General features: G+C 49.4%; 17 protein-coding genes, 2 tRNA genes and 2 rRNA genes. 9 read left to right on the top strand and 12 right to left on the bottom strand.

The genetic code is table 11. From position 1 onward, the window contains the following. Nucleotides 1–62: 62 nt before the first annotated feature. From Q0852_RS06705 to Q0852_RS06685, 5 genes are all read right to left on the bottom strand, one after another. Nucleotides 63–1,022, bottom strand: coding sequence for a PstS family phosphate ABC transporter substrate-binding protein (locus tag Q0852_RS06705; protein ID WP_299015669.1), 960 nt, complete (start codon nt 1,020–1,022; stop codon nt 63–65). Nucleotides 1,023–1,131: 109 nt separating this feature from the next. After that, nucleotides 1,132–2,436, bottom strand: coding sequence for a phosphate regulon sensor histidine kinase PhoR (gene phoR, locus Q0852_RS06700; RefSeq protein WP_299015666.1), 1,305 nt, complete (start codon nt 2,434–2,436; stop codon nt 1,132–1,134). Between the two features lie 77 nt (nt 2,437–2,513). Further along, entirely contained in the window at nt 2,514–3,203 is a 690-nt protein-coding gene (gene phoB, locus Q0852_RS06695; RefSeq protein WP_299015663.1) for a phosphate regulon transcriptional regulator PhoB, read from the bottom strand. A gap of 234 nt (nt 3,204–3,437) precedes the next feature. Then, the gene (locus tag Q0852_RS06690) at nt 3,438–7,283 is read right to left on the bottom strand and encodes an AAA family ATPase (protein ID WP_299015662.1); all 3,846 of its coding nucleotides are present in this window, start codon (nt 7,281–7,283) and stop codon (nt 3,438–3,440) included. A gap of 20 nt (nt 7,284–7,303) precedes the next feature. Beyond that, a complete protein-coding gene (locus tag Q0852_RS06685; RefSeq protein ID WP_367278114.1) occupies nt 7,304–8,548 on the bottom strand; it encodes an exonuclease SbcCD subunit D C-terminal domain-containing protein in 1,245 nt (414 codons plus the stop codon). Nucleotides 8,549–8,703: 155 nt separating this feature from the next. On the opposite strand from Q0852_RS06685, the gene rdgC reads away from it, so the two are divergent. The 3 genes from rdgC to Q0852_RS06670 all read left to right on the top strand — a co-directional run bounded on the left by rdgC (nt 8,704) and on the right by Q0852_RS06670 (nt 11,497). Beyond that, on the top strand, nt 8,704–9,615 hold the full coding sequence (gene rdgC, locus Q0852_RS06680; RefSeq protein ID WP_299016340.1) for a recombination-associated protein RdgC: 912 nt from the start codon (nt 8,704–8,706) through the stop codon (nt 9,613–9,615). A gap of 230 nt (nt 9,616–9,845) precedes the next feature. After that, entirely contained in the window at nt 9,846–11,237 is a 1,392-nt protein-coding gene (gene yegQ, locus Q0852_RS06675) for a tRNA 5-hydroxyuridine modification protein YegQ (RefSeq protein ID WP_299015656.1), read from the top strand. A 5-nt stretch (nt 11,238–11,242) separates the two neighbouring features. Further along, entirely contained in the window at nt 11,243–11,497 is a 255-nt protein-coding gene (locus tag Q0852_RS06670; protein ID WP_299015653.1) for a YfhL family 4Fe-4S dicluster ferredoxin, read from the top strand. Nucleotides 11,498–11,546: 49 nt separating this feature from the next. Here Q0852_RS06670 and mepA read toward each other — a convergent pair whose 3' ends face one another. The 3 genes from mepA to fdhD form a co-directional block, all read right to left on the bottom strand. Continuing rightward, nucleotides 11,547–12,383 (bottom strand): penicillin-insensitive murein endopeptidase, encoded by an 837-nt coding sequence (gene mepA / locus Q0852_RS06665; protein WP_299015650.1) that lies wholly within the window; start codon nt 12,381–12,383, stop codon nt 11,547–11,549. A 121-nt stretch (nt 12,384–12,504) separates the two neighbouring features. Next, a complete protein-coding gene (locus Q0852_RS06660) occupies nt 12,505–13,485 on the bottom strand; it encodes a sugar-binding transcriptional regulator (RefSeq protein ID WP_299015646.1) in 981 nt (326 codons plus the stop codon). A gap of 335 nt (nt 13,486–13,820) precedes the next feature. Continuing rightward, on the bottom strand, nt 13,821–14,594 hold the full coding sequence (fdhD, locus tag Q0852_RS06655; protein WP_299015644.1) for a formate dehydrogenase accessory sulfurtransferase FdhD: 774 nt from the start codon (nt 14,592–14,594) through the stop codon (nt 13,821–13,823). Nucleotides 14,595–14,748: 154 nt separating this feature from the next. On the opposite strand from fdhD, the gene fdnG reads away from it, so the two are divergent. From fdnG to selB, 6 genes are all read left to right on the top strand, one after another. Continuing rightward, nucleotides 14,749–17,763: a formate dehydrogenase-N subunit alpha gene (gene fdnG, locus Q0852_RS06650; RefSeq protein ID WP_299015641.1), complete on the top strand. Its 3,015-nt coding sequence runs from the start codon at nt 14,749–14,751 to the stop codon at nt 17,761–17,763. A gap of 3 nt (nt 17,764–17,766) precedes the next feature. After that, on the top strand, nt 17,767–18,675 hold the full coding sequence (gene fdxH / locus Q0852_RS06645) for a formate dehydrogenase subunit beta (protein ID WP_299015639.1): 909 nt from the start codon (nt 17,767–17,769) through the stop codon (nt 18,673–18,675). Then, a complete protein-coding gene (locus tag Q0852_RS06640; RefSeq protein WP_299015637.1) occupies nt 18,672–19,322 on the top strand; it encodes a formate dehydrogenase subunit gamma in 651 nt (216 codons plus the stop codon). The genes fdxH and Q0852_RS06640 overlap by 4 nt, the downstream gene beginning before the upstream one ends. Before the next feature lie 72 nt (nt 19,323–19,394). Further along, the gene (gene fdhE / locus Q0852_RS06635; RefSeq protein WP_299015634.1) at nt 19,395–20,288 is read left to right on the top strand and encodes a formate dehydrogenase accessory protein FdhE; all 894 of its coding nucleotides are present in this window, start codon (nt 19,395–19,397) and stop codon (nt 20,286–20,288) included. Between the two features lie 12 nt (nt 20,289–20,300). Next, nucleotides 20,301–21,740 (top strand): L-seryl-tRNA(Sec) selenium transferase, encoded by a 1,440-nt coding sequence (selA, locus tag Q0852_RS06630; RefSeq protein WP_299015631.1) that lies wholly within the window; start codon nt 20,301–20,303, stop codon nt 21,738–21,740. Then, nucleotides 21,737–23,650, top strand: coding sequence for a selenocysteine-specific translation elongation factor (selB, locus tag Q0852_RS06625; RefSeq protein ID WP_299015628.1), 1,914 nt, complete (start codon nt 21,737–21,739; stop codon nt 23,648–23,650). Before selA ends, selB begins: the two co-directional genes overlap by 4 nt. Nucleotides 23,651–23,697: 47 nt before the next feature. Here selB and Q0852_RS06620 read toward each other — a convergent pair. The 4 genes from Q0852_RS06620 to Q0852_RS06605 all read right to left on the bottom strand — a co-directional run. After that, nucleotides 23,698–23,792, bottom strand: a tRNA-Sec gene (locus Q0852_RS06620). Between the two features lie 813 nt (nt 23,793–24,605). After that, nucleotides 24,606–24,682 (bottom strand) — tRNA-Asp (locus Q0852_RS06615). Nucleotides 24,683–24,844: 162 nt separating this feature from the next. After that, nucleotides 24,845–24,960, bottom strand: a 5S ribosomal RNA gene (rrf, locus tag Q0852_RS06610). A gap of 115 nt (nt 24,961–25,075) precedes the next feature. After that, a 23S ribosomal RNA gene (locus tag Q0852_RS06605) occupies nt 25,076–25,249 on the bottom strand; the annotation flags it as partial.

The raw sequence follows: 25,249 nt of genomic DNA, 5'->3' as shown, positions 1-25,249 counted from the left end.
GTGTCTCAGTCCTTACGAAAGAAGCAAACAAAGCCGGGAAAGTAACCCCGGTTTTGTTTTGCCTACAGCCCTAGCTTTTCCAAGTCCGCAGCAACAATTGTGGCCGGTAGTGGCACATAGCCATCTTTTTCAACGATATCCTGCCCGCTGCGGGAGAGAATAAACCGGATAAACTCGGCATCCAGCGGTGGTATCGGCATGCTAGGATGCTTGTTGACATAGATATACAGATAACGAGCTAACGGGTAACGACCATTAATCGAATTCTCAATCGTCGCTTCAACGTAATCATCCCCTTCACGAGCAACAGGAATAGCCCGGATCCCTGTCGTCTTGTAGCCAATCCCCGAATACCCAATCGAATTGAGCGAACTCGACACCGACTGCACGACAGAAGCCGAGCCCGGCTGCTCATTCACATTATTACGGAAGTCCCCCTGACATAGCGCCCGTTGCTTAAAGTAACCATAGGTTCCGGATACCGAATTTCGACCAAATAGCTGAATACCGCGATCCTCCCAGCTGCCCGTCAGACCTAGCTGACCCCAGCGGGTAATTGACTCCGTACCGCCACAGCGCAATGTCCGGGAATAAATGGCATCTAGCTCAGCAAAATTAATCCCCTTTAGCGGATTATCCTCATGAATAAACACCGCCAAAGCATCAATCGCGACCCGCACAGCCGTCGGCCGATAGCCATGCTCCTGCTCAAAAGCTTCGATTTCCCGCGCTTTCATTGCCCGGCTCATCGGCCCCAACTGAGCGGTTGCTTCCGTCAAGGCCGTCGGAGCTGTTGATGAACCCGCAGCCTGCACCTGGACATTAACACTCGGGTATATCCGTTTAAATTCTTCGGACCAATAGGTCATCAGATTAGCAAACGTATCAGAGCCAACCGAAGACAAATTACCGGAAATACCGCTCACCTTATTGTATTCAGGCAGATCATGATCAGCCGCCAGAGCTCCCCAGCTAGCAAGCAGCACCAACAAGCATCCCAGTTTTCTCAGCGTCGCTACCATCAGCTACATTCATTCCTTTTGGTTTCAAACAGCAAAAGCGGCCAGAGGGCCGCTTGCTTTTATCTCACTCTTACTTTTTGTCCCGATAGTTTCACACCCAACTTGGTGACTAAGCAGCTTGAGCAACTAACCGCTGCGGCAAAGTGAAGGAAAAAGTACTGCCTTCGCCTACCACACTTTCAATCTCCAAATGAGAGTCATGATGACTCAAGGCATGCTTCACAATAGCCAAACCCAAGCCACTTCCACCGGTTTCCCGCGATCGGGCCTTATCAACCCGATAGAACCTCTCCGTCAGACGGTGAATATGCTGAGGCTCAATCCCCTCTCCACTGTCTTTCACTTCCAACCTCGGTCCAGTTGGTGACAAATACCATCGAACTGAAACTTCGGCATTCTTCGGGGTGTGTTTCACAGCATTGTAAACAAGATTGGAGATCGCACTGCGCAGCTGATCCTCATCCCCCAGCACCTTAAGTGATGTATCAATCTCGAAAGTAAAAAGATGCTTATCACCACCACTAAGGGAAACCGCCTCTTTTTCCAGAATATCAAGCATTGCCGGCACATCAACGGTTTCATCCAGCTCGATATTCGGTGCAGCCTCAATTTTGGACAACGTCAGCAATTGCTCGACCAGAGAATTCATCCGCAACAACTGCTCAGTCATCACCCCATGCGCTCTATCCCACATAGGGCCGACCAACATTTCAGGGTCCTTGGACATCTCGAGGTATCCCTGCAATACCGTCATTGGGGTTCGCAGCTCATGAGAAACATTGGCGAAGAAATTTCTGCGCATCCCCTCAAGCTGCTTAACCTGGGATACATCCCGCACCACCATCAGGTATTCACCCTCGGTGTAATGCATAATCCTCAGCTCTAATGTCCGGTCGTAATTAAGCGGGGAAGTGATTTCCAGCGGAGTATCAAAAGACTGTTTAGCTAAATAACGAACAAAATCCGGGCTGCGCAGAAGGTTACTTATTGGCTGACCGGCATCATCTGGCCAACGGAACCCCAACAGATGCTGAGCCAGCTTATTGCACCAGACAATATTTCCTTCGCTACGAAAAACAACAACAGCATCAGGAAGAGATTCCGCACCATTACGGAAACGTCGGATCAGGGTCGCCAGCTCTTTTCGGCGACGACGGTTACGCTGTTGCAGGCGGTAAAGCCCGTTAAACAATGGCTCCCAACTGCCGGAGCCCGATGGCGGAGTCAGGCTGCGATCCTTCCACAGCCAATTGGACATTTTCAATTGATTATGAAAATGCCAGATTAGCTGGATCCAGGTGGCAACCAAGAGGAACCAAGGCATATAGCCAAAAATCAGTCCCAGTACGATCCAAGGCAAGTAGAAAAAGGCCAGCTCCAATACCAGCTTTTTCCACGATAGCCGTTCAACCATTTATCACTCCATCACAACGAAAGCGCACACCATCTTCCGTTCTTAATTTCAGCTTTTAGCGAGCTCCCGTATTTCAGTTAAATACGGGTCGAGAATCGATAGCCAGCACCTCGAACCGTTTGGACCAGCTTATCGTGTCCTCCCGTCTCAAGTGCCTTACGCAAGCGACGAATATGAACATCAACAGTACGGTCTTCAACGTAGACATTGGTTCCCCAAACATTGTTCAGCAACTGCTCACGGCTATACACACGCTCTTGGTGTGTCATAAAGAAATGCAGCATTTTGAACTCTGTCGGCCCCATATCCAGCGGTTCCTCGTTCGAGGTAACACGGTGAGAAACCGGATCCAATTTCAGGCCCTGAACATCAATCACATCTTCCAGCGATGTCGGTGACACCCGACGCATAACCGCCTTCAAACGAGCCATCAACTCCTTGGGTGAAAAAGGCTTCGTAATATAGTCATCCGCACCGGCTTCAAGACCGCGTACCTTATCTTCCTCTTCACCACGGGCTGTCAGCATAACGACCGGGATCTTACGAGTCATCTCATCACGCTTAAGATGTTTGAGCAGGTTGATCCCCGAACCACCAGGAAGCATCCAGTCCAATAAAATCAGCTCAGGATAAGGCTCTACAATTTTTTCCAGCGCAGAATCAAAATCTTCGGCTTCAACCGCCTCATACCCTTTCTGTTCAAGAACAAAACACAACATCTCGCGGATTGGTGCTTCGTCTTCTACAACAAGAATCCGTCTTACCATAGTGATTTATACCTAGTAATAGTTGTTGTCTGTCGAGCGCCATTATGTGTTTTAATTATGACACTTTTGTGACCTGACGCGATAAAAACAAAACCATATGTATTGGATTACATTATCAAAGCAATAGCTTATCTAGTTGAGCTCGCCCGACGGAACCAGCAAACCCACCATTCTGCTTTTTCTAAGCTCAGAATGCTCTAACACTCGAAGTGTTCTAGCCTAGGAATATTTGTTCTAACCTCGTATCGCAATCTGGCTACGGCCACCACCCTGAGCTTCCACGGCAACCTGCACGCCGATCCGTTCGACCATTGTACCAACATGTGAAATCACACCGATCTGGCGACCGTCCGCCTGCAAGGCATCCAGACAGGCCAGCGCCATTTCCAGGCTATCGGGATCAAGCGTGCCGAAACCCTCATCAATAAACAGCGAACCCAGCTGACGGGTATCCGCCGCCAGAGAAGCCAGTGCCAATGCCAGCGCCAGGGAAACCAGGAAGCTTTCGCCACCGGACAGTGACTCGACGCTGCGGACTTCGTCACCCATATCATGGTCGATCACCTGTAGTGCCAGCGGGCTTCCCGGCACTGGTTGAAGCGCATAACGAGGCGCCAGATCCTGCAAGTGCTCGTTAGCCAGCACCACCAACTGCTGCAAAGTCAGCCCTTGTGCCAAGGTACGGAACTTATTACCGGTTGCCGAACCGATCAGCTCACTCATCTGTAGCCATAGTTCCGTCTGCTCCTGCTGAGTCATCAATTTCTGGGTCAGCTCACCCGATAGCTGCTCGGCTTTTAGGCTTTGATCCAAACGCTGGCGCTGCTGATAGAATTGCTCATCAAGAACCGCTCTCTGCTGATTCCAATCCGCGAGCAACTGAGCTTGCAGTTCCTCAAATTGCTGCGCACTATCTGCTAATCCATCATGTTCATTGAGCTCGTTATTCTTGACCCCATCTTCCTTAAGCCCATGTTCCTGAAACCCATGTTCCTGAAACCAAAGATGTGAAATTGCAGCTAATTCCTGATGTTCAATAACCGCTTGCTCTCGCTCCACTAGCACCGTTTGTGCTGACGATAGCGTCTGCTCTATCGCTTTTAACGTTTCACGCTCATTGGTTAGCCAAGCATCATCTTTACTCAAGCACTCAGTCAGTTGTTGTTCGCTCAAATCCAGTTTGTTTTGCCAATCCAACCAGCGCTGAGCCAGTACTTGATGCTCACTCTGTGCATCAATTTGCTGTTGCCTTGCACTGTTGAGCGCCGCCTCAGCCGCAGCTTGTGCCTCACCGGATTTGCGCTGAACCACTTGTATTTCAGCCAGTGTATCTTGCTGAGCATTTAGTGTCTGCTTATGTTGAAGCTCTAACTGTTGTAAATTCTGCTCGCCGACCAGTGCCACCCGCTGCTGCCAAATTTCCTGAATATCTTGCTTCATCTTCTCGGCTTTCTCACCAATATCCGCACATTGCTTTTGCGCGTTTTGCAGCGACGTGTCTATCTCGGCAATTTTGGGAGCTAAGTCCGCCAACAGCTTATCGGTTTCCAACAATTCCTGCTGATTAGCCGCAAACTGCCTAACGTCAATTTCCAGTTGCGAGAAAAATTGCTCTGAGCCAAGTTGCTTTAGCTGTTCAAGCCAGACATCACTGCCATATTGCTCATTCAAGGCACTTGAACGCGCGGTTAGAATATCTTGCTGAACCGTACTCTGAGCATCCAATGATTGCAGCCGTTCTTGCCATTGCGTCGAGGCCTGAGCCAAAGCATGTTGTTGATCTTTCAGGCCAGCTTCCTGCTGTTGAATTTTCTGCAACAAATCCTGCAATTGACGACCATGCAGAATTTGCTGCTGACGCTGTTCACCGCTTTGTTGCAAGGCGGTTAATTCATTATCTGTTCGCTCGACATCCTGTTGCCATTGCCCTAATTGCCGCTCCAACGTTTGAGTGTCAGTATGTACATTCAAGACATCAGACACATTTAATGAGCTCAACACCGCTTCGTCTTGGTGATAAAGATCCTCAATAGCGGAATTACGTTGCTGCAACTCATTATTTAAGCCAACAATTCGTTGCTGCTCTTTAGGGATAACCTGCTGCAAATGACGTCGCTCGGCTTCGCCATCTTGAAGCTGCTTGGTCAATGCGTCCAAACGCTGCTGCTGAGTGTGTAATAATTCATCAACAATAGGATTTTCACTGGCATAAGGATGGTCGAGAGAACCACACAGCGGACACGCTTCATCAGGTTGCAACTCATTCCGGTAATCACCCAGATTCATTACTGCGCGGCTTTGCTGCAGCATGCGTTCAACTTCTTTATGTTGAATCGTCAACGTATCCAGTTCAGGGATAAGTGTTGTCAGACGTAACTCTGATTGTGCAACAGCCCCTTGTAATTCTTGCTGTTCAAGCCGTAGCTTTTCAGCCTGCTGCAGCAATGACATCCACTCCTTTGTGCCCGACATCGCTTGTCGAAATGCATCACGAAGTTGCTGCTTTTCCGCATACTGATTACGTTCTTGAGTTTGCAATTGCTCCAGCGCTACAAGATCGAACTGTTGGCTTTGCTCTTCACATTCAGATTTCTTAGCCAGCAGTGCTTTTAACTGCTCATCAATACCGGCTTGCTGACGTTCGTGGTTTTGTTGTTCAATTTCGATCTGCTGCTTTTCTTTGCTCAGTTTAGAACGGGAACGGTGCGCAGAAAGATATTGCTCAAGATTATCTTTCACCGAGGCGTACTGTTCAGCCACGGGTTTAAATGTTTGGTTTTGCTCTAGAATAATCGACAGCTGCTGCTGACGTTGCTGTTGTGTCAACTGCTGCTGTTGGATCTGCTGAAGTTGCTGCTTCTGTGTCGCTGCAAAATCATTCAGTTCCCGCAGTTCTTTTTCTCGCTCCCTCAACTGAAGGCGCAAATCGTCGGCTTGCTGATCCCACTTAGTTGCCTCTTTAATTTTTGGCTCTAACTGATGCCACTGCTGCTGGAGCTGGTTTAAGGCTTCTTGGGCTGTTGTTGCTCGTGAATCAGCCTCGGCTAAGTGTTGCATCCCCGTTACCAGAGCAGCTTCAGCCTGAACCAACGTCTGAGCCAGTTTCGCCAACTGTACTTGTATTTGTTGCAGCAATGAAAAATCACGGTTTGCCAGCTGCGCTTTTTCTATCTGTGCCAGATACTCGTAGCGAGGTTGAGCGGCCACTTTTTGCTGCTTGGCTTGCGCACATGTCGCTTGGGTTTCGGTAACTCGTTCAATGAGTACTTTTTCGGTTTTTAGCGTTTGCTGATGCTGTTTGAATTCATTCAGCTGTGACTCTAATTGCAACACCTGTTTCTTCAGTTGCTCGATCTGTTCAACCAACTGCTGCTTATCATCGTCAGACAACAGTTCAATATCACCCAGCTTATCTTGCAGCTGAGTCAGCTTCTGTTTTTCTTCACGAGCTCGTTCATAGGCTGCAACCGACAGGCGACCATAGATCTCACCTCCGGTCATCCGCTCAAGCAAGGCCGCGCGTTCATCTGCACCGGCTTTCAGGAAAGCGGCAAACTCCCCCTGTGGCAACATGACCGCACGGCGGAACTGATCAAACGACAACCCGATCAGGCGCTCCATTTCCGTCTGCAATTCCTGCTTTTTCCCGGCAAAGCGCTGTCCGGTTTCTAAGCTTTCCAGCCATTGCTCTGATGCCTGAATGCGCCCTTCGGCCCGACCGCGAGCACGGCGGACATGCCAGTGGGCTCGCCAGTGGCTGCCGTCGTTGGCGACAAAATCTACCTCAGCAAAGCCCTCGGCTTTGCCGCGGGAAAGAATACTGCGGACATCATTAGCTTTTATCCGGCTGGTATCGTCATCACGGCCGATTTCAGCATCATTTTTCTTGTTCGATTGCAGGCGGGGAATACGGTCATACAGTGCCAGACAAATCGCATCAAGCAGGGTCGACTTGCCAGCTCCGGTTTTCCCGGTAATCGCAAACAGGCCGGCTTCGCCAAGACGTCCTTGGGCAAAATCAATTTCAAATTTCTGTTGTAAGCTGGCAAGGTTCTCGCCACGTAGCGCTAGAATTTTCATCGTTGTTATTATCTCACTACTTATGAATTAACCGCTTCGCTGTCTTCAAGCTGCACCAGCAAGCTTTCAAACGCTGCCGCCATCGTCTCGTCCGGCTCACCGTTATATTTTTTCGACCAACTCAGATTAAATACCTGCTGCGGGGAGACTTCTGACAAGCGGCGATAGCCCAGCCCCTCCTGTTGTTCCTTCTGCTGGTAATGAGGGGTAATTTTAGCCAACCTGACAGCTTTACCTTCCAGAGCCCCCAGCACTTTCTCTCGCAACAGAGCCTGCGGCTTATCAAGCAGAATATGAACTTCCAGGAACGGCTGCTGTTCACGCGGCACATCCTCAACCTCCAAAGCTTCCAGCTCATCCAATACCTGCTCCAGTGGAGCTGGAGATGCCGGAACCTTCAGCATATCCACCACCCGCGGGATCGGCAGCGGCTCAATCTCAGCGACTTGTTCACCGTCCAACTCAACCAGCACCACCTGGTGCTTATACCCCCGTTCCGACATCGACAGCGGCAATGGCGAACCGCTATAACGGATATGCTCCTGCTTGGCGACACGCTGGGCCAGATGCAAGTGACCCAGGGCAACATAGCTAATGTCATCGGCAAAAATCGAGGCCGGCAGCGCATGCTGGTTCCCACCGAGTACCCGGCGCTCAGACATTTCTGAAAGCTTACCCGAGGCCATATAGGCATGACCCATACCTATCAACGCCTGGTAAGACGTTTTTTGCTCCCGGGCAACCTGAGTCATTTCGGCATACAGGGTTTCGACCCCTTTGATCAGGCGATCATCGTCCTCACCAAGATCCTCGGTCCGAAGATCAGCACTGCGCAGAAAAGGAACCGCCAGAACCCAAGCCGCCTGCTCACCCAACTTATCCGTCAACGGGACCAACATCCGATGATGATCAAGCCTGCCAGTCTCGTCACGATGAATCCCACCGACCATGTGCAAATCAAACGCTTTCAGCAACTCGTGCGGAGCATCGAGCTTGCTCGGCGAATCATGGTTGCCACCGATCATTACCACATTCAGCTGCGGCATACTCTTGGCCAAACGCGCCATAAAGCGGTACAGCATTCGCCATGCACTTGCCGGCGGGTTAGCGGTGTCAAAAATATCGCCTGCTACCAGCAAGGCATCAACCTGCTGCTGCTCCAGCGTATCTGCCAGCCAGTCGAGAAATGCCTGATGTTCGTAGTCGCGGTTATAGCCATGCAGTTGATGGCCAAGATGCCAGTCGGAGGTATGGAGGATTTTCATTGCGGTATGTATATGCCAGTCAGGAAAACTATCTCGATTGTACCCCACAAATCGAATTTCCCAAGCCGGTTAGCCAGAGAAAAATTGCGACAAAACCAAAGCAATGCAATAAGATTGTCAGCCTGATGCACAACCTAGGATTTGTAACTGCCATGATGTGGTTTAAAAACGTACTGACCTATCGCTTTAGCCGTGAAATTGAACTCAATCCGGATCAGCTTGAAAAACAACTGGAAGAGTTTCGCTTTACCCCTTGTGGTAGCCAAGACATACAAAAGTTTGGCTGGGTTCATGCCCTAGGCAAGCACGGTGATATGTTCACCCATGTAAGTGGCGACAATATTCTGATCTGTGCCCGTAAAGAAGAAAAGATGCTACCGGCCTCGGTGATCAAAGAGTCGATGAACGCCAAGGTAGAAGCGCAGGAGCAAGAGCTTGGCCGTAAGCTGAAGAAAAGCGAAAAAGACACCATCAAAGATGAAATTGTGATGGATCTGCTACCTCGCGCATTCAGCCGCCACCAGCAAACCTACGCGCTGATCATGCCAAAGCAAGGCTATGTCGTGGTTGATGCAGGCAGCTTCAAAAAAGCCGAAGATCTGCTGGCACTACTGCGTAAATCCATCGGCAGCCTACCAGTTATTCCTGTTACCCCTGAAAAACCGGCTGAACTGACTATGACTGAGTGGGTTCGCTCAAACACCTCACCAAACGGCTTTACCGTTGGCGAAGAAGCCGAGCTAAAAGCGGTTCTGGAAGATGGTGGGGTGATCCGCTGCAAACAGCAGGATTTGAGCAGCGATGAAATCATGGCCCACATTGAAGCAGACAAGCTGGTAACCAAGCTGGCTCTGAACTGGCAGGACCGTATCGACTTTGTTCTTGGTGAAGACCTGACCGTCAAGCGCCTGAAGTTCTCTGACGAGCTGAAAGATCAGAACGAAGATATCGATCGCGAAGATATCGCTCAGCGCATCGACGCCGACCTGTCCCTGATGTGCGGTGAATTCTCTGCCTTCCTGCCAAACCTGTTCGAGGTACTTGGCGGCCTGGAAGCGAAAGAGTAAAAATCCCGAAAGCGAGGTACAACTTTCAAATTGTTGTGCCTCACTCTCCTAGCCCCTATACCCTCTATTGATTCTTCTCTCTTTTTTCTTGCCTCCCGGCACTCAAAACTCATTGCTTTGACCCATTTTCGTTGCCTTTGTGGTGCGGATCACAGTAAAATCCCGCCTCACACCCGTATCCCCCTGTGATACGGCCTGATTTGCAATCAGACACTGGAATTATAAGAGCTATGTTTAAACCTGAATTGTTATCGCCTGCGGGCAGTCTGAAAAACATGCGTTACGCATTCGCCTATGGTGCCGATGCTGTCTACGCTGGCCAACCTCGTTACAGCCTTCGCGTACGTAACAACGAGTTCAACCACGAGAACCTGAAAATCGGTATCGATGAAGCACACGCCCAAGGCAAGAAGCTTTACGTGGTATGTAACATTCAGCCGCATAACTCTAAGCTAAAAACGTTTATCCGCGACCTTAAGCCAATCGTCGACATGGGCCCTGATGCCCTGATCATGTCTGACCCTGGCCTTATCATGCTGGTTCGCGAGAACTTCCCTGAAATGCCTATTCACCTGTCTGTACAGGCGAACGCCGTTAACTGGGCGACCGTAAAATTCTGGGAAACCCAGGGCGTTGAGCGTGTGATCCTATCGCGCGAGCTGTCACTGGAAGAAATCGAAGAAATCCGTGAGAAATGCCCTAACACCGAGCTGGAAATTTTCGTCCACGGTGCACTGTGCATGGCTTATTCTGGCCGCTGCCTGCTTTCTGGCTACATCAACAAGCGTGACCCGAACCAGGGTACTTGCACCAATGCATGTCGCTGGGAATACAAAACTGAAAAAGCGACAGAAAACGACGCTGGCCAGATTGTTGAAATTCAAAATGCATCAGCCGTTCAGATGCAAGAAGCCGAGCGTCCGGATAATACTATCGGCCTGGGTAAACCAACCGATGAAGTTGTACTGCTGAGCGAAAGCCACCGCCCGGAAGAAAAAATGGCGGCATTCGAAGATGAGCACGGCACTTACATCATGAACTCAAAAGATCTGCGCGCTATCCAGCACGTTGAGCGTTTGACTAAGATGGGCGTGCACTCACTGAAAATCGAAGGCCGTACCAAATCATTCTACTACTGTGCCCGTACCGCGCAGGTTTACCGTAAAGCAATTGATGACGCAGTTGCCGGTAAGCCATTTGACGAAAGCCTGATGGGTACGCTGGAAAGCCTGGCGCACCGTGGCTACACCGAAGGCTTCCTTCGCCGTCACACCCACGATTCTTACCAGAACTATGACTACGGTTATTCGATCTCTGACTCGCAGCAGTTTGTTGGTGAGTTCACCGGCAAACGCCGCGGCGATCTGGCTGAAGTTGAAGTGAAGAACAAATTCGTTGTTGGTGACAGCCTAGAAATGATGACACCGCAAGGCAACGTGATCTTCAACCTTGAGATGATGGAAAACCGCAAGTCAGAGTCTATCGATGATGCAAAAGGCAACGGTCACTTCGTATTTATCCCGGTTCCTCAAGATATGAATCTGGAATATGGCCTGCTGATGCGTAACCTGAACACAGGTGAGAACACTCGTAACCCTCACGCACCAAAAGACAGCAAGTAATCACTATGGCACTGCTAATTACCAAAAAGTGCATTAACTGCGACATGTGTGATCCGGAGTGTCCAAACGAAGCGATCATCATGGGTGATGAGATCTACGAGATCGACCCAGATAAATGCACCGAGTGTAAAGGTCATTATGACAAACCAACCTGCCAGTCGGTTTGCCCTATTACCAACTGCATTATCACCGACCCGAATCATGTCGAGACTGACGACGAGCTGCTCGAAAAGTTCGTTACCCTACAAGGTCTTGCTTAATCATCCGAGCAACCCAATACAAAAAGCGCCGCAAGGCGCTTTTTTCATATCAGTTGCGAAGCAATGCCAGGCACTGCTCTGGCGGCTTAGATAGCTTCTTCCTCGCCTTCTTCACCACTTTCTTTTTCTGCGGTTGTGGTTGCGGCTTCACCTTGGGCTTCCACGACGCCAGCTCCGCACCGCACCCGTCTCCTGATGGCGGAGCATTTTGTGGCCTGCAGCTACTATCTCCTTCCGGGCAGTGAAGCCGGACATGGAAATGGTAATAATGCCCCCACCAAGGCCGGACTTTACGCAACCACCCCCGAGCAGCCCAATCACGCTTACACAGCTGTTCTTTTATCACCGGGTGGACAAAAATACGGGCCACACGCTCATCAATAGCCGCGAGCTGTACCAGCTTCGCTTGCTCCTTGCCCCAGTTTTCCTGGTTAATTTTGTAATCCTTGAGATGAACCATCGGCAACGGCTCAACGTCAATCAGCTCCTCTTGCGATAACGGCTTGTCGGTCAACTTCAGCCAGATATCGGCATCAAGGCCGGTCTGGTGGCTGGCATGACCGGAAGAAAAACGTCCACCACGCGGCATAGCAATATCACCGACCAACAGCTGCCCAAGCTCCAGTTTTTGCACCCGCTGCGACAAATCACGCAGAAATGCGATCGTATCCGGATGACCATAATAACGCCCGCGATGAGAGCGCATCACCTGATACCCGTCACCTTGTAAGGGCAAATCTTCTCCCCCCGCCAGGCAACCATTATTGTAAGCACCAATGGACTCCGACTCTCCTTTGGTGGGAGCATCAACTTTCTCCCACGGACTGGCTGTAACAGGCTGAACGACCACCAGCCACAACAGCGATAACAATACTGTTCTCAACACCTTGTTCCTTCTCCAATCCTTGAAATATTCCCCTCAGTATCTAAAAAGCATAGCAACCTGTGGCAAAGCACAAGTACAAAAAAGGCTGCAAATATGCAGCCCTATCCATCCGTAATGCCTGTTACTTCATCTGCTGATCCAGATTCAGTATCGTCAGCGCGTTACTCACGCTGGTTGCCAGTACATCCACCACCCCCGAACGCAACGCCCCCAACAGAGCCAGAGCCTTACTGTTTTCGGCAGCGGTTACCACGACAGTCGGAATATGGCGAAGCTCGTCCATACTAAGGCCAATCACCCGGTCACTCATCCTGGTATCGGCTTTCTGCCCTTGGCTATCGAAAAAGTCATAGCCGGCAATATCACCCACTACACCTTTGCGAATACGGGCTTCAACAATCTCCTGCGGCGAAAACCAGCCCAGCTTAACCATATGGCTGTTCTCATCCATATCGCCCACCCCGACCAACGCCACATCAGCACGGCGGGCACGGTCCAGCGTCTCTTTCACCGTACCGTTTTGCATGAAGGCTTCTTTGACCTTGATATCTTCTACATAGGCAGGTGCATACAAGGTTTCACTGATCCCGTCATATTTCTTCGCCAACTGACGGCAAATATGGTCAGCATTAATCGCATTACCCGAACGGTGAGTACCGCCGATCCCACAGACAAAACGACACTTACGATGAGGAACAACACCCACATGGCTGGCAATTGAGGCGATGTTTCGCCCCTGACCGACAGTAACCACCATATCATCGGTCAAAGTCGATGCCAGATAGCTCGATACCAGACTAGCCACCTGCTGACGCTGAGTTTCATCATCCGGTTGATCCAATGCAATCAGTGCCCGCTTCAAATTGAATCGCTCTATCAGTTGCTGCTCCAACTTTTCACTGAATACCGGGTGATATTTGACGGTGATCTCAACAACCCCTTCATCACGAGCCCGTCGCAGCAAGCGACCGACTTTAGCTCGCGACATACCAAATTTTTTCGAGATCTCTTCCTGCGTTGCCCCATCCTGATAATACGCAATCGCAATTTCTGTCAGCAGATCACTGTCTACTTGTTGAGGGTCACTCATCACCTGGCTCATCTTGCCTTCCTATTCCTCTAGCGCGCTCGTGTGTTTACGGCTCTCAGCACAATAGAGCAATGGTACATGATCTGCATTGGGCTTAAAACGCAAGACTTCCGCCAAAGGTCAAACAACGCCCAGATAATATTAGGGTAGTATTGGTAATAATTACGTACTTAGTGTTATTTCTTGGTATTTAAAAGCCATGATTATGATTTATTAGCAATCACTACCAACAACCTTAACCATATAATTACGACAAATAGTTTCAGCCCTACATAATAAATCATTCATGTAGGGTATATTTAAAGACTAGTATCTGCTTTAGTAATTATTAGGTATTAATTAGTATTCTAAGTCATTATTCGGTGCTTATGGGTATAAATAACAGCACGTCCCTCACGACAAAAACCAACCAACGTTAAACCAGAATCATTAGCCAGCTTTATGGCTAATGCTGTTGGCGCAGAAACAGCTAATAATATTTCCACACCTACCGAGGTTGCTTTCTGCACTATTTCATAACTCGCCCGGCTAGTAATTAGAATAGCGCCTTGCTGTAAACCTTCGCTTTGGGCCCTGGCACCAATGAGCTTATCCATTGCAATATGACGGCCTACATCCTCATAAATCGCCTTTACTTCCCCGGTAGGATCCAACCAAACAGCTGCATGAGTACAACCTGTAGTCCTGGCTAGCAACTGACTCTGACGCAACACATCAATAGATTGATTTATAACAGATAAGCTAATTGTGTTTGCATTAGATACCTGTGACACAGGTTTTATTGCCTGCTTTAAATGCTCAACACCGCACAAACCACAACCCGTTCTGCCAACCATACTTCGGCGTCTCTCCTTTAACGCCATAAAACGCCGCATTTGCAACTCAATATGAACTTCAACGCCTTCTATATTATTTTTTATTTCAATATGTTTTATTTCTTTAATATCTTTAATAATTCTTTCTGATAAAGAAAAACCTATCGCGAAGCTCTTTAATTCCGAGGGAGTTGCCATCATTACCGCATGGGAAATACCATTATAAATAAGTGCAACTGGCACTTCCTCAGCAATAAAATCGACACATTCTGTTTTTATTCCATTCTCATATTTAATTATTTCCATCTCTGAATATTCTACATAATCAATAGATTTACTTCGGGTTAAATTACAAAGCATAAACTTAATATACTAATTATTGACGACATTGAAATTGCCGTTAGAATAACGAACTTCCTTTGTAATACAATTATTATTTAATAAACTAAGCGAGTTGACTTTGAATATAAGTAGACGTCAATTATTTAAATTATGCGCTGGAAGTGTTGTGAGCACTTCAATTGCATCGCTGGCAGCGATCCCGAAAAAAGCCTGGGCTCAGGCACGGGATTTTAAATTAACTGCCGCGAAAGAAACACGAAATACATGTTCATACTGCTCTGTTGGTTGTGGCCTGCTAATTTACAGCATGGGTGATGGTGCGGGTGATATCAAACAGAAAGTCTTCCATGTCGAAGGTGATCCGGATCATCCGGTAAGCCGTGGCGCACTGTGCCCTAAAGGTGCCGGCCTGGCTGACTTCATCAATAGCGAACAACGCCTTAAATACCCTGAATACCGCGCTCCGGGTTCAGACAAGTGGCAGCGTATCTCATGGGATGAAGCCTTCACCCGCATTGCTAAGCTAATGAAGCAAGACCGCGATGCCAACCTGATCCAAACCAACGAGCAAGGTACTACCGTTAACCGCTGGCTATCCACCGGGATGCTTTGTGCTTCAGCTGAAAGCAATGAAAACGGCTGGTTAACCCAGAAGTTTGCCCGCGGTATTGGAATGGTTTCAGTCGATACCCAAGCACGCGTTTGACACGGCCCTACGGTAGCAAGTCTTGCTCCAACATTTGGCCGCGGCGCGATGACCAATCACTGGGTAGATATTAAAAACGCTGATCTGATCCTGGTTATGGGCGGTAACGCCGCTGAAGCTCACCCTGTCGGTTTCCGCTGGGTAGTGGAAGCACAAAAGCACAACAACGCTGAACTCATCGTTGTCGATCCTCGCTTTACCCGTACAGCCGCTTTAGCTGAACACTATTCGCCGATCCGTTCCGGTAGCGATATTGCGTTCCTGCTTGGCGTGATCCGTTACCTGCTCGAAACCGACCAGGTGAATCACGAGTATGTAAAAGCGTATACCAACGCGAGCTTTATCGTGCGCGACGATTATGCGTTCCACGATGGTTTGTTCTCTGGCTACGATGCAGAGAATCGTCAATATGACCGTAGCACCTGGTTCTATCAGCTTGATGACAACGGCCATGCACTAACGGATGAAACCCTACAGCATCCGCGTTGTGTATGGAACTTGTTAAAAGAGCACGTGGCCCGCTATACCCCGGAAGTTGTCACCAACATCTGCGGTACGCCAATCGACGACTACAAGAAAATTTGTAAATTACTTGCCGCGACAGCAGCCGACAATAAGACGGCGACAATCCTGTACGCGACAGGCTGGACTCAGCACTCAAAAGGCGCTGAAAACATCCGTTCGATGGCAATGGTTCAGTTGCTGCTGGGTAATATGGGCATGGCTGGCGGCGGTGTTAACGCCCTGCGTGGTCACTCAAATATTCAGGGGATCACCGACCTTGGCCTGCTGGCACAAAGCCTGCCGGGATACCTGAAACTGCCGTCGGATAAAGACATCAACTTTGATACTTACATTCAGCATCATACACCTATGCCACTGCGACCAGATCAGACCAATTACTGGCAGCACTACCCGGCATTTTTCGTCTCCCTGATGAAATCATTCTGGGGCGACAAAGCGACCGCCGAAAACGGCTGGGGCTTTGAGATGATGCCGAAGTGGGATCAGATGTACGACATGATGAAGTACTTCGAGATGATGAACAAAGGGGAAGTGAACGGCTATATCTGCCAGGGCTTCAACCCGCTTGCGTCCATGTCGAACAAAAACAAGATCATCAACAGCCTGTCTAAGCTGAAGTACCTGATCGTTATCGATCCGCTGGTAACCGAAACCTCCACCTTCTGGCAGCACAAGCCAAATGTGAACGAGGTTGATACCGCAAGCATCGATACCGAGGTATTCCGCCTGCCGACAGCCTGCTTTGCTGAAGAAGACGGCACTATCGTCAACTCTTCACGCTGGCTGCAGTGGCACTGGAAAGCGGCTGATAAACCAGCCGAGGCGAAGGGCGATGCAGAGATCCTTGCCGGTATATTCCTGAAGATGCGTGAAATGTATCAGCACGAAGGCGGTACTTATCCAGATCCGATCCTGTCGCTCAACTGGGATTATGCCAACCCTGAAGAGCCACAAACGATTGAGCTGGCTAAAGAACTTAACGGTAAAAATACTCAGGGCAAGCAGCTATCAGGCTTCTCAGAAATGAAAGCCGACGGCTCAACCAACGCAGCCTGCTGGCTTTATGCCGGTAGCTGGACCGAAGATGGCAACCTCACGGCACGCCGTGACAACAGCGACCCATCCGGTTTAGGCCTGACGCCGAACTGGGCATGGTCGTGGCCGGCAAACCGCCGGGTACTGTATAACCGTGCTTCAACCAAGCCGGATGGTACACCGTGGGATAAACGCCGCACCCTAGTGGAATGGAAAAACAACCGCTGGATTGGCCCGGATGTACCGGACTTCAATGCCAAGCTGCCGCCATCGAGCAATGCCGGTCCGTTCATCATGCAACCGGAAGGCGTCGGTCGCCTGTTTGCTCTGGACAAAATGGCCGAAGGCCCGTTCCCGGAACACTATGAACCATTCGAAACGCCGCTGGGTACTAACCCGCTGCATAAGAATGTAGTGTCGAATCCGGCAGCACGGATCTTCAAAGATGATTTGGCCCAACTTGGTGACAAAGAAGCTTTCCCGTACATCGGTACCACGTACCGCCTGACGGAGCACTTCCACACCTGGACCAGCCATGCACGCCTGAATGCGATTGTTCAGCCGGAGCAGTTCATCGAAATCGGTGTTGAGCTGGCGAACGAGAAAGGGATCAAGAATGCCGACATGATCCGAGTTTCGTCCAAGCGAGGCTTTATTGAGGCCAAGGCGTATGTAACGAAGCGTATTGCACCGCTGCACGTCAATGGCCAGACCGTTCATACCGTGGGGATCCCGATCCACTGGGGCTATGAGGGGCATACCAAGCCTAGCTATCTGGCGAACACCCTGACGCCGAGCGTCGGTGATGCCAACTCGCAAACATCCGAGTACAAGGCATTTCTGGTTAATGTGGAAAAGGTGAAGTAAGCCATGACTATGCAATCTCAGAATATTATTCGCAGCTCTGCAACTTCGTCGCTTACGCCACCGGCACAGGGCCGACACCATCAGGTTGAAGTAACCAAACTGATCGATGTCACCTGCTGTAGCGGCTGTAAGGGCTGTATGGTGGCCTGCTCAGAATGGAATGATCTGCGCGAAGACATTGGCAACTTTGAAGGCTCATACCAGAACCCGGCAGATACCACAGCCCATACATGGACGACTATCCACTTCAAAGAGGTGGAAGAAGATAACCGCTTCAAGTGGCTGTTCAGCAAGCATAGCTGTATGCATTGCTCGGATCCGGGCTGTCTGAAGGCCTGCCCGCAACCTGGGGCTATCGTGCAGTACGAAAACGGTGTGGTGGATTTCAATTCGGAAAAATGTGTCGGCTGTGGCTACTGCATCGCTGGCTGTCCGTTTGATATTCCACGTATGAACCCGGTCGACAACCGGGTTTACAAGTGCACCCTGTGCCTTGACCGTTTACAGGCTGGCCAAGCGCCATCGTGTGTTAAAACCTGTCCGACAGGAGCACTGCGCTTCGGCTCGCGGGAAGAAATCCTGCATGATGCCGAGCAACGTGTCGCTCAGCTGAAGGCCAAAGGTTACAGCAAGGCCGGGATCTATAACCCTCAAGGTGTCAACGGCACCCATGTGGTTTATGTCCTGCACGATATTACGAAGCCTGAGCACTACGATTTGCCGAAAGAACCGAAAATCGGTACGTCTGTCACATTGTGGAAAGATGCCCTCAAGCCACTGTCTGCAGCAGGTTTTGTCGGCACACTGGCCTTAGCGGCAATCCACCGGATCACTGTCGGCCGTAACCGGGTCAGGGCCGAGGAAGAAGCTGAATCGCACCAGAAAAGCAAGGAAAAAGGAGATAACCAATGAATGTAGAAAAAACCATTTTACGTCATAAGCCGTTAGATCGCCTTGCCCACTGGACAGTGGCATTTACCGGAGTGATGAGCCTGCTTTCAGGCCTGTCATTTATGTTTGCGCCATTGCATTGGCTGAGCTTCATTTTTGGTACGCCGCAGCTTGCACGCATTCTGCACCCCTTCTTCGGGATTACGATGTGCCTCGGACTGTTCTTTCTGGCCTTCCGTTACTGGCATCACAACCATTTTGAACAAGGCGACCTGCAATGGATGCTGCGTATCAAAGATGTGTTGCTGGAAAACGAAGAAAGGATCCCTGAAGTTGGCCAGTACAACCCGGGACAAAAAATGATCCTCCGTCAGTTTCTGGCTTCAGCAGTCCTGCTGCTGGTATCGGGGATAGTGGCATGGCGAGCCTATTTTTCTGCCTACTTTGATATCGAGTATGTCCGTATTGCCCTACTGACACACTCAGCCATTGCCGCGCTCTTTGGTATCAGCCTGCTGATCCACGCCTACATGGCGTACTGGGTCGAAGGCTCTATCGACGGCATGCTTGATGGCAAGGTCTCGCCTGCGTGGGCCAAGCAACATCATCCGCGCTGGTATCGCGAACTGTTTGCTAAAAAAGCTGCAAATAAAGAAACACAAAAATAAGTCGATCATAACTTCAACAGAAGCTGTAGGCGAAAGCTTACGGCTTCTTTATTTTTTCAATAAGGTGATTCCATGAGTGTTCGAATTCTTGACAAAGACACCATCATCCAACAATCCAGCGATGGTTTTAAACCGCTGATCATCGGCCAGCCACACACCCTTTTTGAATCTCGGGCAGCTCGCTTGCGCCAGCTCGCTAAAGCATCCTTCATGGAAGACTACCTGTTTCTGATCGGCCAAATCGTCCAGGTTCAGGCAAACCTTACCCTTGAATACCAGAGCAAAATCAAGACACAAACTCATACAAGCGAACATGCCCCGCTAAGCGCACCGCACTTTGCTCCTGATGCCATCTGGACAGAGATTCTTGGTGATCTCATCACGCAACTGACACCACTAGTCAGTGATGACATCAAAGCAACGCTAGATGATCTTACCCAACTTAATACCAATACGCTTACAGGCTACGGTAAAGCACTACGTCAGGGTAACTTCGATCAGATCCCGGCAGATCAGGCTATTTTCGTATGGGCCGCTCTGAATACTTACTTTAGCCTGGTCGTTGCCAACACCCGCTTCGACTGGCAGCCAGAAGGCGGCGAAGCCCTGCAGCATTGTCCGCTTTGCCATAGCGCACCGGTTGCCAGCATGGTTAACGGTTCCGGACACCGCTACCTGCATTGCAGCCTGTGCGAAACTCAGTGGAACAGCCTGCGCGCCCAGTGCACCCACTGTGGTGACAGCCGCCAAATTAAACTTGCAAGTCTAGATGACAATAACGCTCCGATCCGCGCAGAAACCTGTGATGAATGCCAGAGCTATCTCAAAATTATGTTCACCGAAAAAGATCTTCAGATTGACCCGGTTGCCGATGATCTTTCCTCGCTGATCCTCGACATCAAACTCAACGAAACAGCCCTGCTACGCAGCGGCTTCAACCCGTTTCTGCTTCCCGTTTTACAGTAATTAGAGATAGCAATGACCGCGAATAACTTATATGGCCGACTTCCGAGCGTAGATAAGCTCCTTCAGGTAGCTGAACAGAATAATCTGCTCCAGCATCATGGCCGAACCAACACCCTTGCATGGATCCGTCAGCTTCTTGATGAAGCCCGTCAGGTTATTCGCCAGCAACAACAACTGCCTGCATGGCTTAACGACCAGGGAATTGATGAGAAACGGCTCTGCCACCAACTTACCGAGAAACTGAAGCAACAGTCCCAACCGGGCCAGCGCCGGGTATTCAATCTTACCGGCACTATACTCCATACTAATCTGGGCCGGGCCCAGCAGGCAGAAGCAGCGATTGCAGCTGTGACTCAGGTGATGCGCCATCCGGCCACACTTGAGTACTCGCTGGCCAATGCACAACGAGGTCACCGTGACCAAGCAATCAGTCAGCTTCTACAAGAGCTAACCGGTTGTGAGGATGCCTGTCTCGTCAATAACAATGCAGCTGCCGTACTCATCATGCTGGCAACCCTTGCTGCAGGAAAAGAGGTAATAGTATCCCGCGGGGAACTAGTGGAAATCGGCGGCTCGTTTCGGATCCCAGATGTCATGCGACAGGCAGGCTGCCGACTGGTCGAAGTCGGAGCAACCAACCGTACCCACTTACGTGACTACCAGGAAGCCATTACCGACCAGACAGCCCTGTTGATGAAGGTACACACCAGTAACTACATGATCCAAGGCTTTACCAGTGCAGTCAGCGAATCGGAACTGTGTCAGCTTGGAAAAGAACAGCAGATACCTGTTGTGAGCGATCTGGGCAGTGGCTCACTCATCAATCTGGCCGAATACGATTTACCGGCTGAACCAATGCCACAAACTATGATTGCCGACGGCATCAATCTGGTCAGCTTCTCCGGAGATAAATTACTTGGAGGCCCACAGGCTGGCATCATTGCCGGTGACAAGGCATTGATAGAGCAAATCCAGCACCACCCACTCAAGCGGGCACTGCGTTGTGACAAGATGACGCTGGCAGCCCTTGAGGCGACCCTAAATCTGTATCGCTACCCAGAACGACTTCCATGTGAACTGCCGACACTGGCCAAGCTTACCCGCCCGCTTGCCGAACTTGAATTACAAGCGCAACGACTTCTGCCTCAGCTCAAACAATTTGCCGGCGAGAATTTCCACATTCAGATTGAATCAAGTATGGGGCAAATAGGTAGCGGAGCACTGCCTACAGAGCAACTCATGTCCATAGCCATTACCTTTAGTGAAAAAGCAGGCTCAAACCAAAATCTAAATTCGCTGGCTGAGCGACTGGCGGGCGGTGATATCCCAATCATTGGCCGGATCCATCACGATAAGCTCTGGCTCTGTATGCGCGGCCTAAGCCATGAAACGGACTTTTCAAACCAAATAAACGCACTGACCAACAATCAGCGACATGAGGCACTTGCATGATTATTGTTACCGCCGGACACGTCGACCACGGCAAAACCCATTTGCTGCAAGCACTGACCGATACAAATACCGACCGTTTGCCAGAAGAGCAAAAACGCGGCCTGACAATCGATCTAGGCTATGCCTTCATGCCTTTACCTGCAAACGAGGAACAACAAACTTCACCAGAGCAAATTATTGGCTTTATTGATGTTCCAGGGCATGAGAAGTTTCTCAGCAATATGCTGGCAGGTGTCGGCACTGCCCGCCACGCTCTTTTTGTCGTTGCAAGCGATGAAGGCCTAATGCCGCAAAGCTATGAGCACCTGACTATCCTGCGTCTGCTGGCAATTGAAAGCCTCACCGTTGTGCTTACCAAATCAGACAAAACTACCGCAGAACAACAGCTGGCCCGAGCCACCGAGGTGGAAAATGCACTTATCCAATATGGATTCACGCAATGGGATTTATTTACCTGTTCAGCCTATACCGGCCAGGGAATTGCAGAGCTAAAACAGCATCTATGCACCCTTGCGACCAGATACCATCAGCAACTACCAGACACAAATAGTTTTCGCCTTGCCATCGACCGTGCTTTTACAGTTAAAGGCGCAGGGCTGGTTGTCACCGGCACGGCATTAAATGGAAAGGTTGAGGCCGGAGATCAGTTGTACCTCGCCTGCCGCGACTCTCACAAGCCAATCAAGGTAAGAATAAGAAGCCTGCATAGTCAGGGGAAAAAAGCAGACCATGCCAGTGCCGATCAGCGCGTCGCACTCAACTTAGTTGGTGATATCAATAAAGAGAAGCTATCACGTGGTGACTGGCTGTTTTCCCTTGAACCGCAAGTAAGCAGCCCGCGTATCACCGTAAAGCTCACAGCAGAACAAACCATCAAGCACTGGCAGCAAGTACAGGTATTTCATGTTGCTTCCCACACAACAGCTCGCATCGCCTTACTTGAGCAACAATCTCAAGAGCCGGGACAAACAGGATTAGCCGAGCTGATATTTGACACCCCATTACATATTGCCGAACAGGACAAACTACTGATCCGCGATCCCGCCGCCAAAATCAGTCTCGGCTCGGCAACAGCTATTGATCTACTGCCACCCAACCGCGGAAAACGTAAACCAGAGCGACTAGAACAACTTAATCAACGAGCAGCACTCACTCACCCCAAAGAGATATTATTGCAAGCCCTGCATAATGCTCCGGTAAATATTGCTCAGTTCTGCTGGCAACACCAGCTATCGCCAGAACACCTATCCAGCTTAGAGGAAACGTACTACCAGACAATCCAGAACTGGCTCTGTATCCCAAGTTATTTAGAGAAACTTGAACTGGTCATCACTAATTGTCTGGAACAATATCACCAAACCTCTTGTGACCATATTGGAGTCGGCCGGGATCGCCTGCATAGAATGGCGGCTCTCACCCACCCCAAAGTTATCGTCGATCACCTGCTGCAAACGCTGATTGCCGAAAATAAACTTTGTAATACCAGAGGCTGGCTTCACCTACCTCAGCACCAGTTACAGTTAACACAAGAAGAGCAAACACTGTGGCGGCTTATAGAACAGCAATTTAGGCAGGTTCAAGGGCCTTTATGGATAAGAGATCTAGCACTAGCCTGCCAGCACGATGAACAACACCTGCGCCAGTTCAGCTATAAATTAGCGCAACTTGGCTTTATCACTGCAATTGTAAAAGATCGCTATTGTACCAATCAGACATTGGTTGCGATTGCTGACGTTATACGACTAAAAATCAACGAAGAAGAAAAATTAGAAACAGCAGAGTTTCGGAATATCACGGGACTAGGGCGCAAAGTCGCAATACAGCTATTGGAATATTTCGATCAGGTCGGTTTTACCAAGCGTCACAAAAATTATCGACTGCTTAGAGATGAGGGATTATTCAAAGATTAAAATGATGAGTGGACTAAAGAAAAGACCAAGAGAAATATAGAGGAAAGTGGCGGAAGAACATAGGAGTCGAACCTACCCAGGACTGCTGGCAGCCCTACCCGGATTTGAAATCCGGACGCATCACCGGATACGCCGTTCTTCCGTCTCATTTGTGTGACATATTCTATGTGCAAGTGATGTTATTTTCAATAGCTATTCCATAAAAGAATGGAATTATTCATTAAATAAATCAGTTAATTAACCAACTTATCATCTCTTTAAGATTAGTCACTTACCAAGCTTATATCTGCTTTAAAAATTAGCTTTCCCACCCAAAACCAGTCAACAAGTAAACTCAGCCTGTCTATTTTTAAATCATATAGCGTACAACTTTATGCCCCATGACAAGCGAAAAGCTGAACGTTTTTATTCCTCTCTATCCAACATTAAAACCCTCACATTAAATCATTGAATATTAACGATTAATATTTTGTGCAGCTTTTGGGGTACTACAACCCAAAAGCTAAAAGCTAAAAGCTAAAAGCTAAAAGCTAAAAGCTAAAAGCTAAAAGCTAAAAGCTAAAAGAGCTGTACATCTCTCGAATAGTTCAATCTAGAGGGCAACCAACTGGACTTCCGCTCTTCTCTGGATACAAAAAATCCCCAACATTTCTGCTTGGGACTTGATGATTGGTAGAGAGGCTGAGTCGGCACTCCGGCGGGACTCATTCGACCGCAGGGCAAACAAGACCTTCAGATGTAAAAAAGCCCGAGTCTTCCTGTTCGACCTTAGAGAGGGGGCTTAATATAAGTGCCGGAGCGAACGGGACTTCCATACCGAACATCAGCGCATCCCCCGGCGTGACAGGCCATCAAGCTTTCAAGGTACAACTGAACTACCGCTCCACGCAGAACCAATACCCAAATTTCAGACGTAAAAAAGCCCCGTCATTTCTGACGAGGCTTCTTTAATAAGTGGCGGAGCGGACGGGACTCGAACCCGCGACCCCCGGCGTGACAGGCCGGTATTCTAACCAACTGAACTACCGCTCCACACTATTCTGTGTGCCAAACAAAGTCTTACTTTTAAATGCTTTGTTTAGAATATCTTGTGTTATGTGATGCAGATTTTGAACTGAGAAGCGCAGTGTGCGTTAGCACATGAGCATCGCAAGTATCAAAAGATGCAAGCAATAACCAAGATAGGCAAATAAAGCCTGGCGATGTCCTACTCTCACATGGGGAGGCCCCACACTACCATCGGCGCTACTGCGTTTCACTTCTGAGTTCGGCATGGGATCAGGTGGGGCCACAGCGCTATGGTCGCCAAGCAAATTCTGTTTTATTACCCGCTGCGCGGATAATAGCAATCTGGGAAAATCTAACTAGTGTTCTCGCGCTTACATTCAAGCGTATGTGGAGTCCAAAAAACCCCTTGGGTGTTGTATGGTTAAGCCTCACGGGCAATTAGTACAGGTTAGCTCAATGCCTCGCAGCACTTACACACCCTGCCTATCTACGTCGTAGTCTCCAACAACCCTTCAGGATACTTAAAGTATCAGGGATGACTCATCTCAGGGCTCGCTTCCCGCTTAGATGCTTTCAGCGGTTATCGATTCC

The sequence above is a fragment of the uncultured Photobacterium sp. genome, assembly GCF_947502415.1.
Taxonomy (GTDB): domain Bacteria; phylum Pseudomonadota; class Gammaproteobacteria; order Enterobacterales; family Vibrionaceae; genus Photobacterium.
The sequence above is the reverse complement of the archived record's forward strand: the minus strand, read 5'-3'. Positions and strand labels throughout refer to the sequence as shown.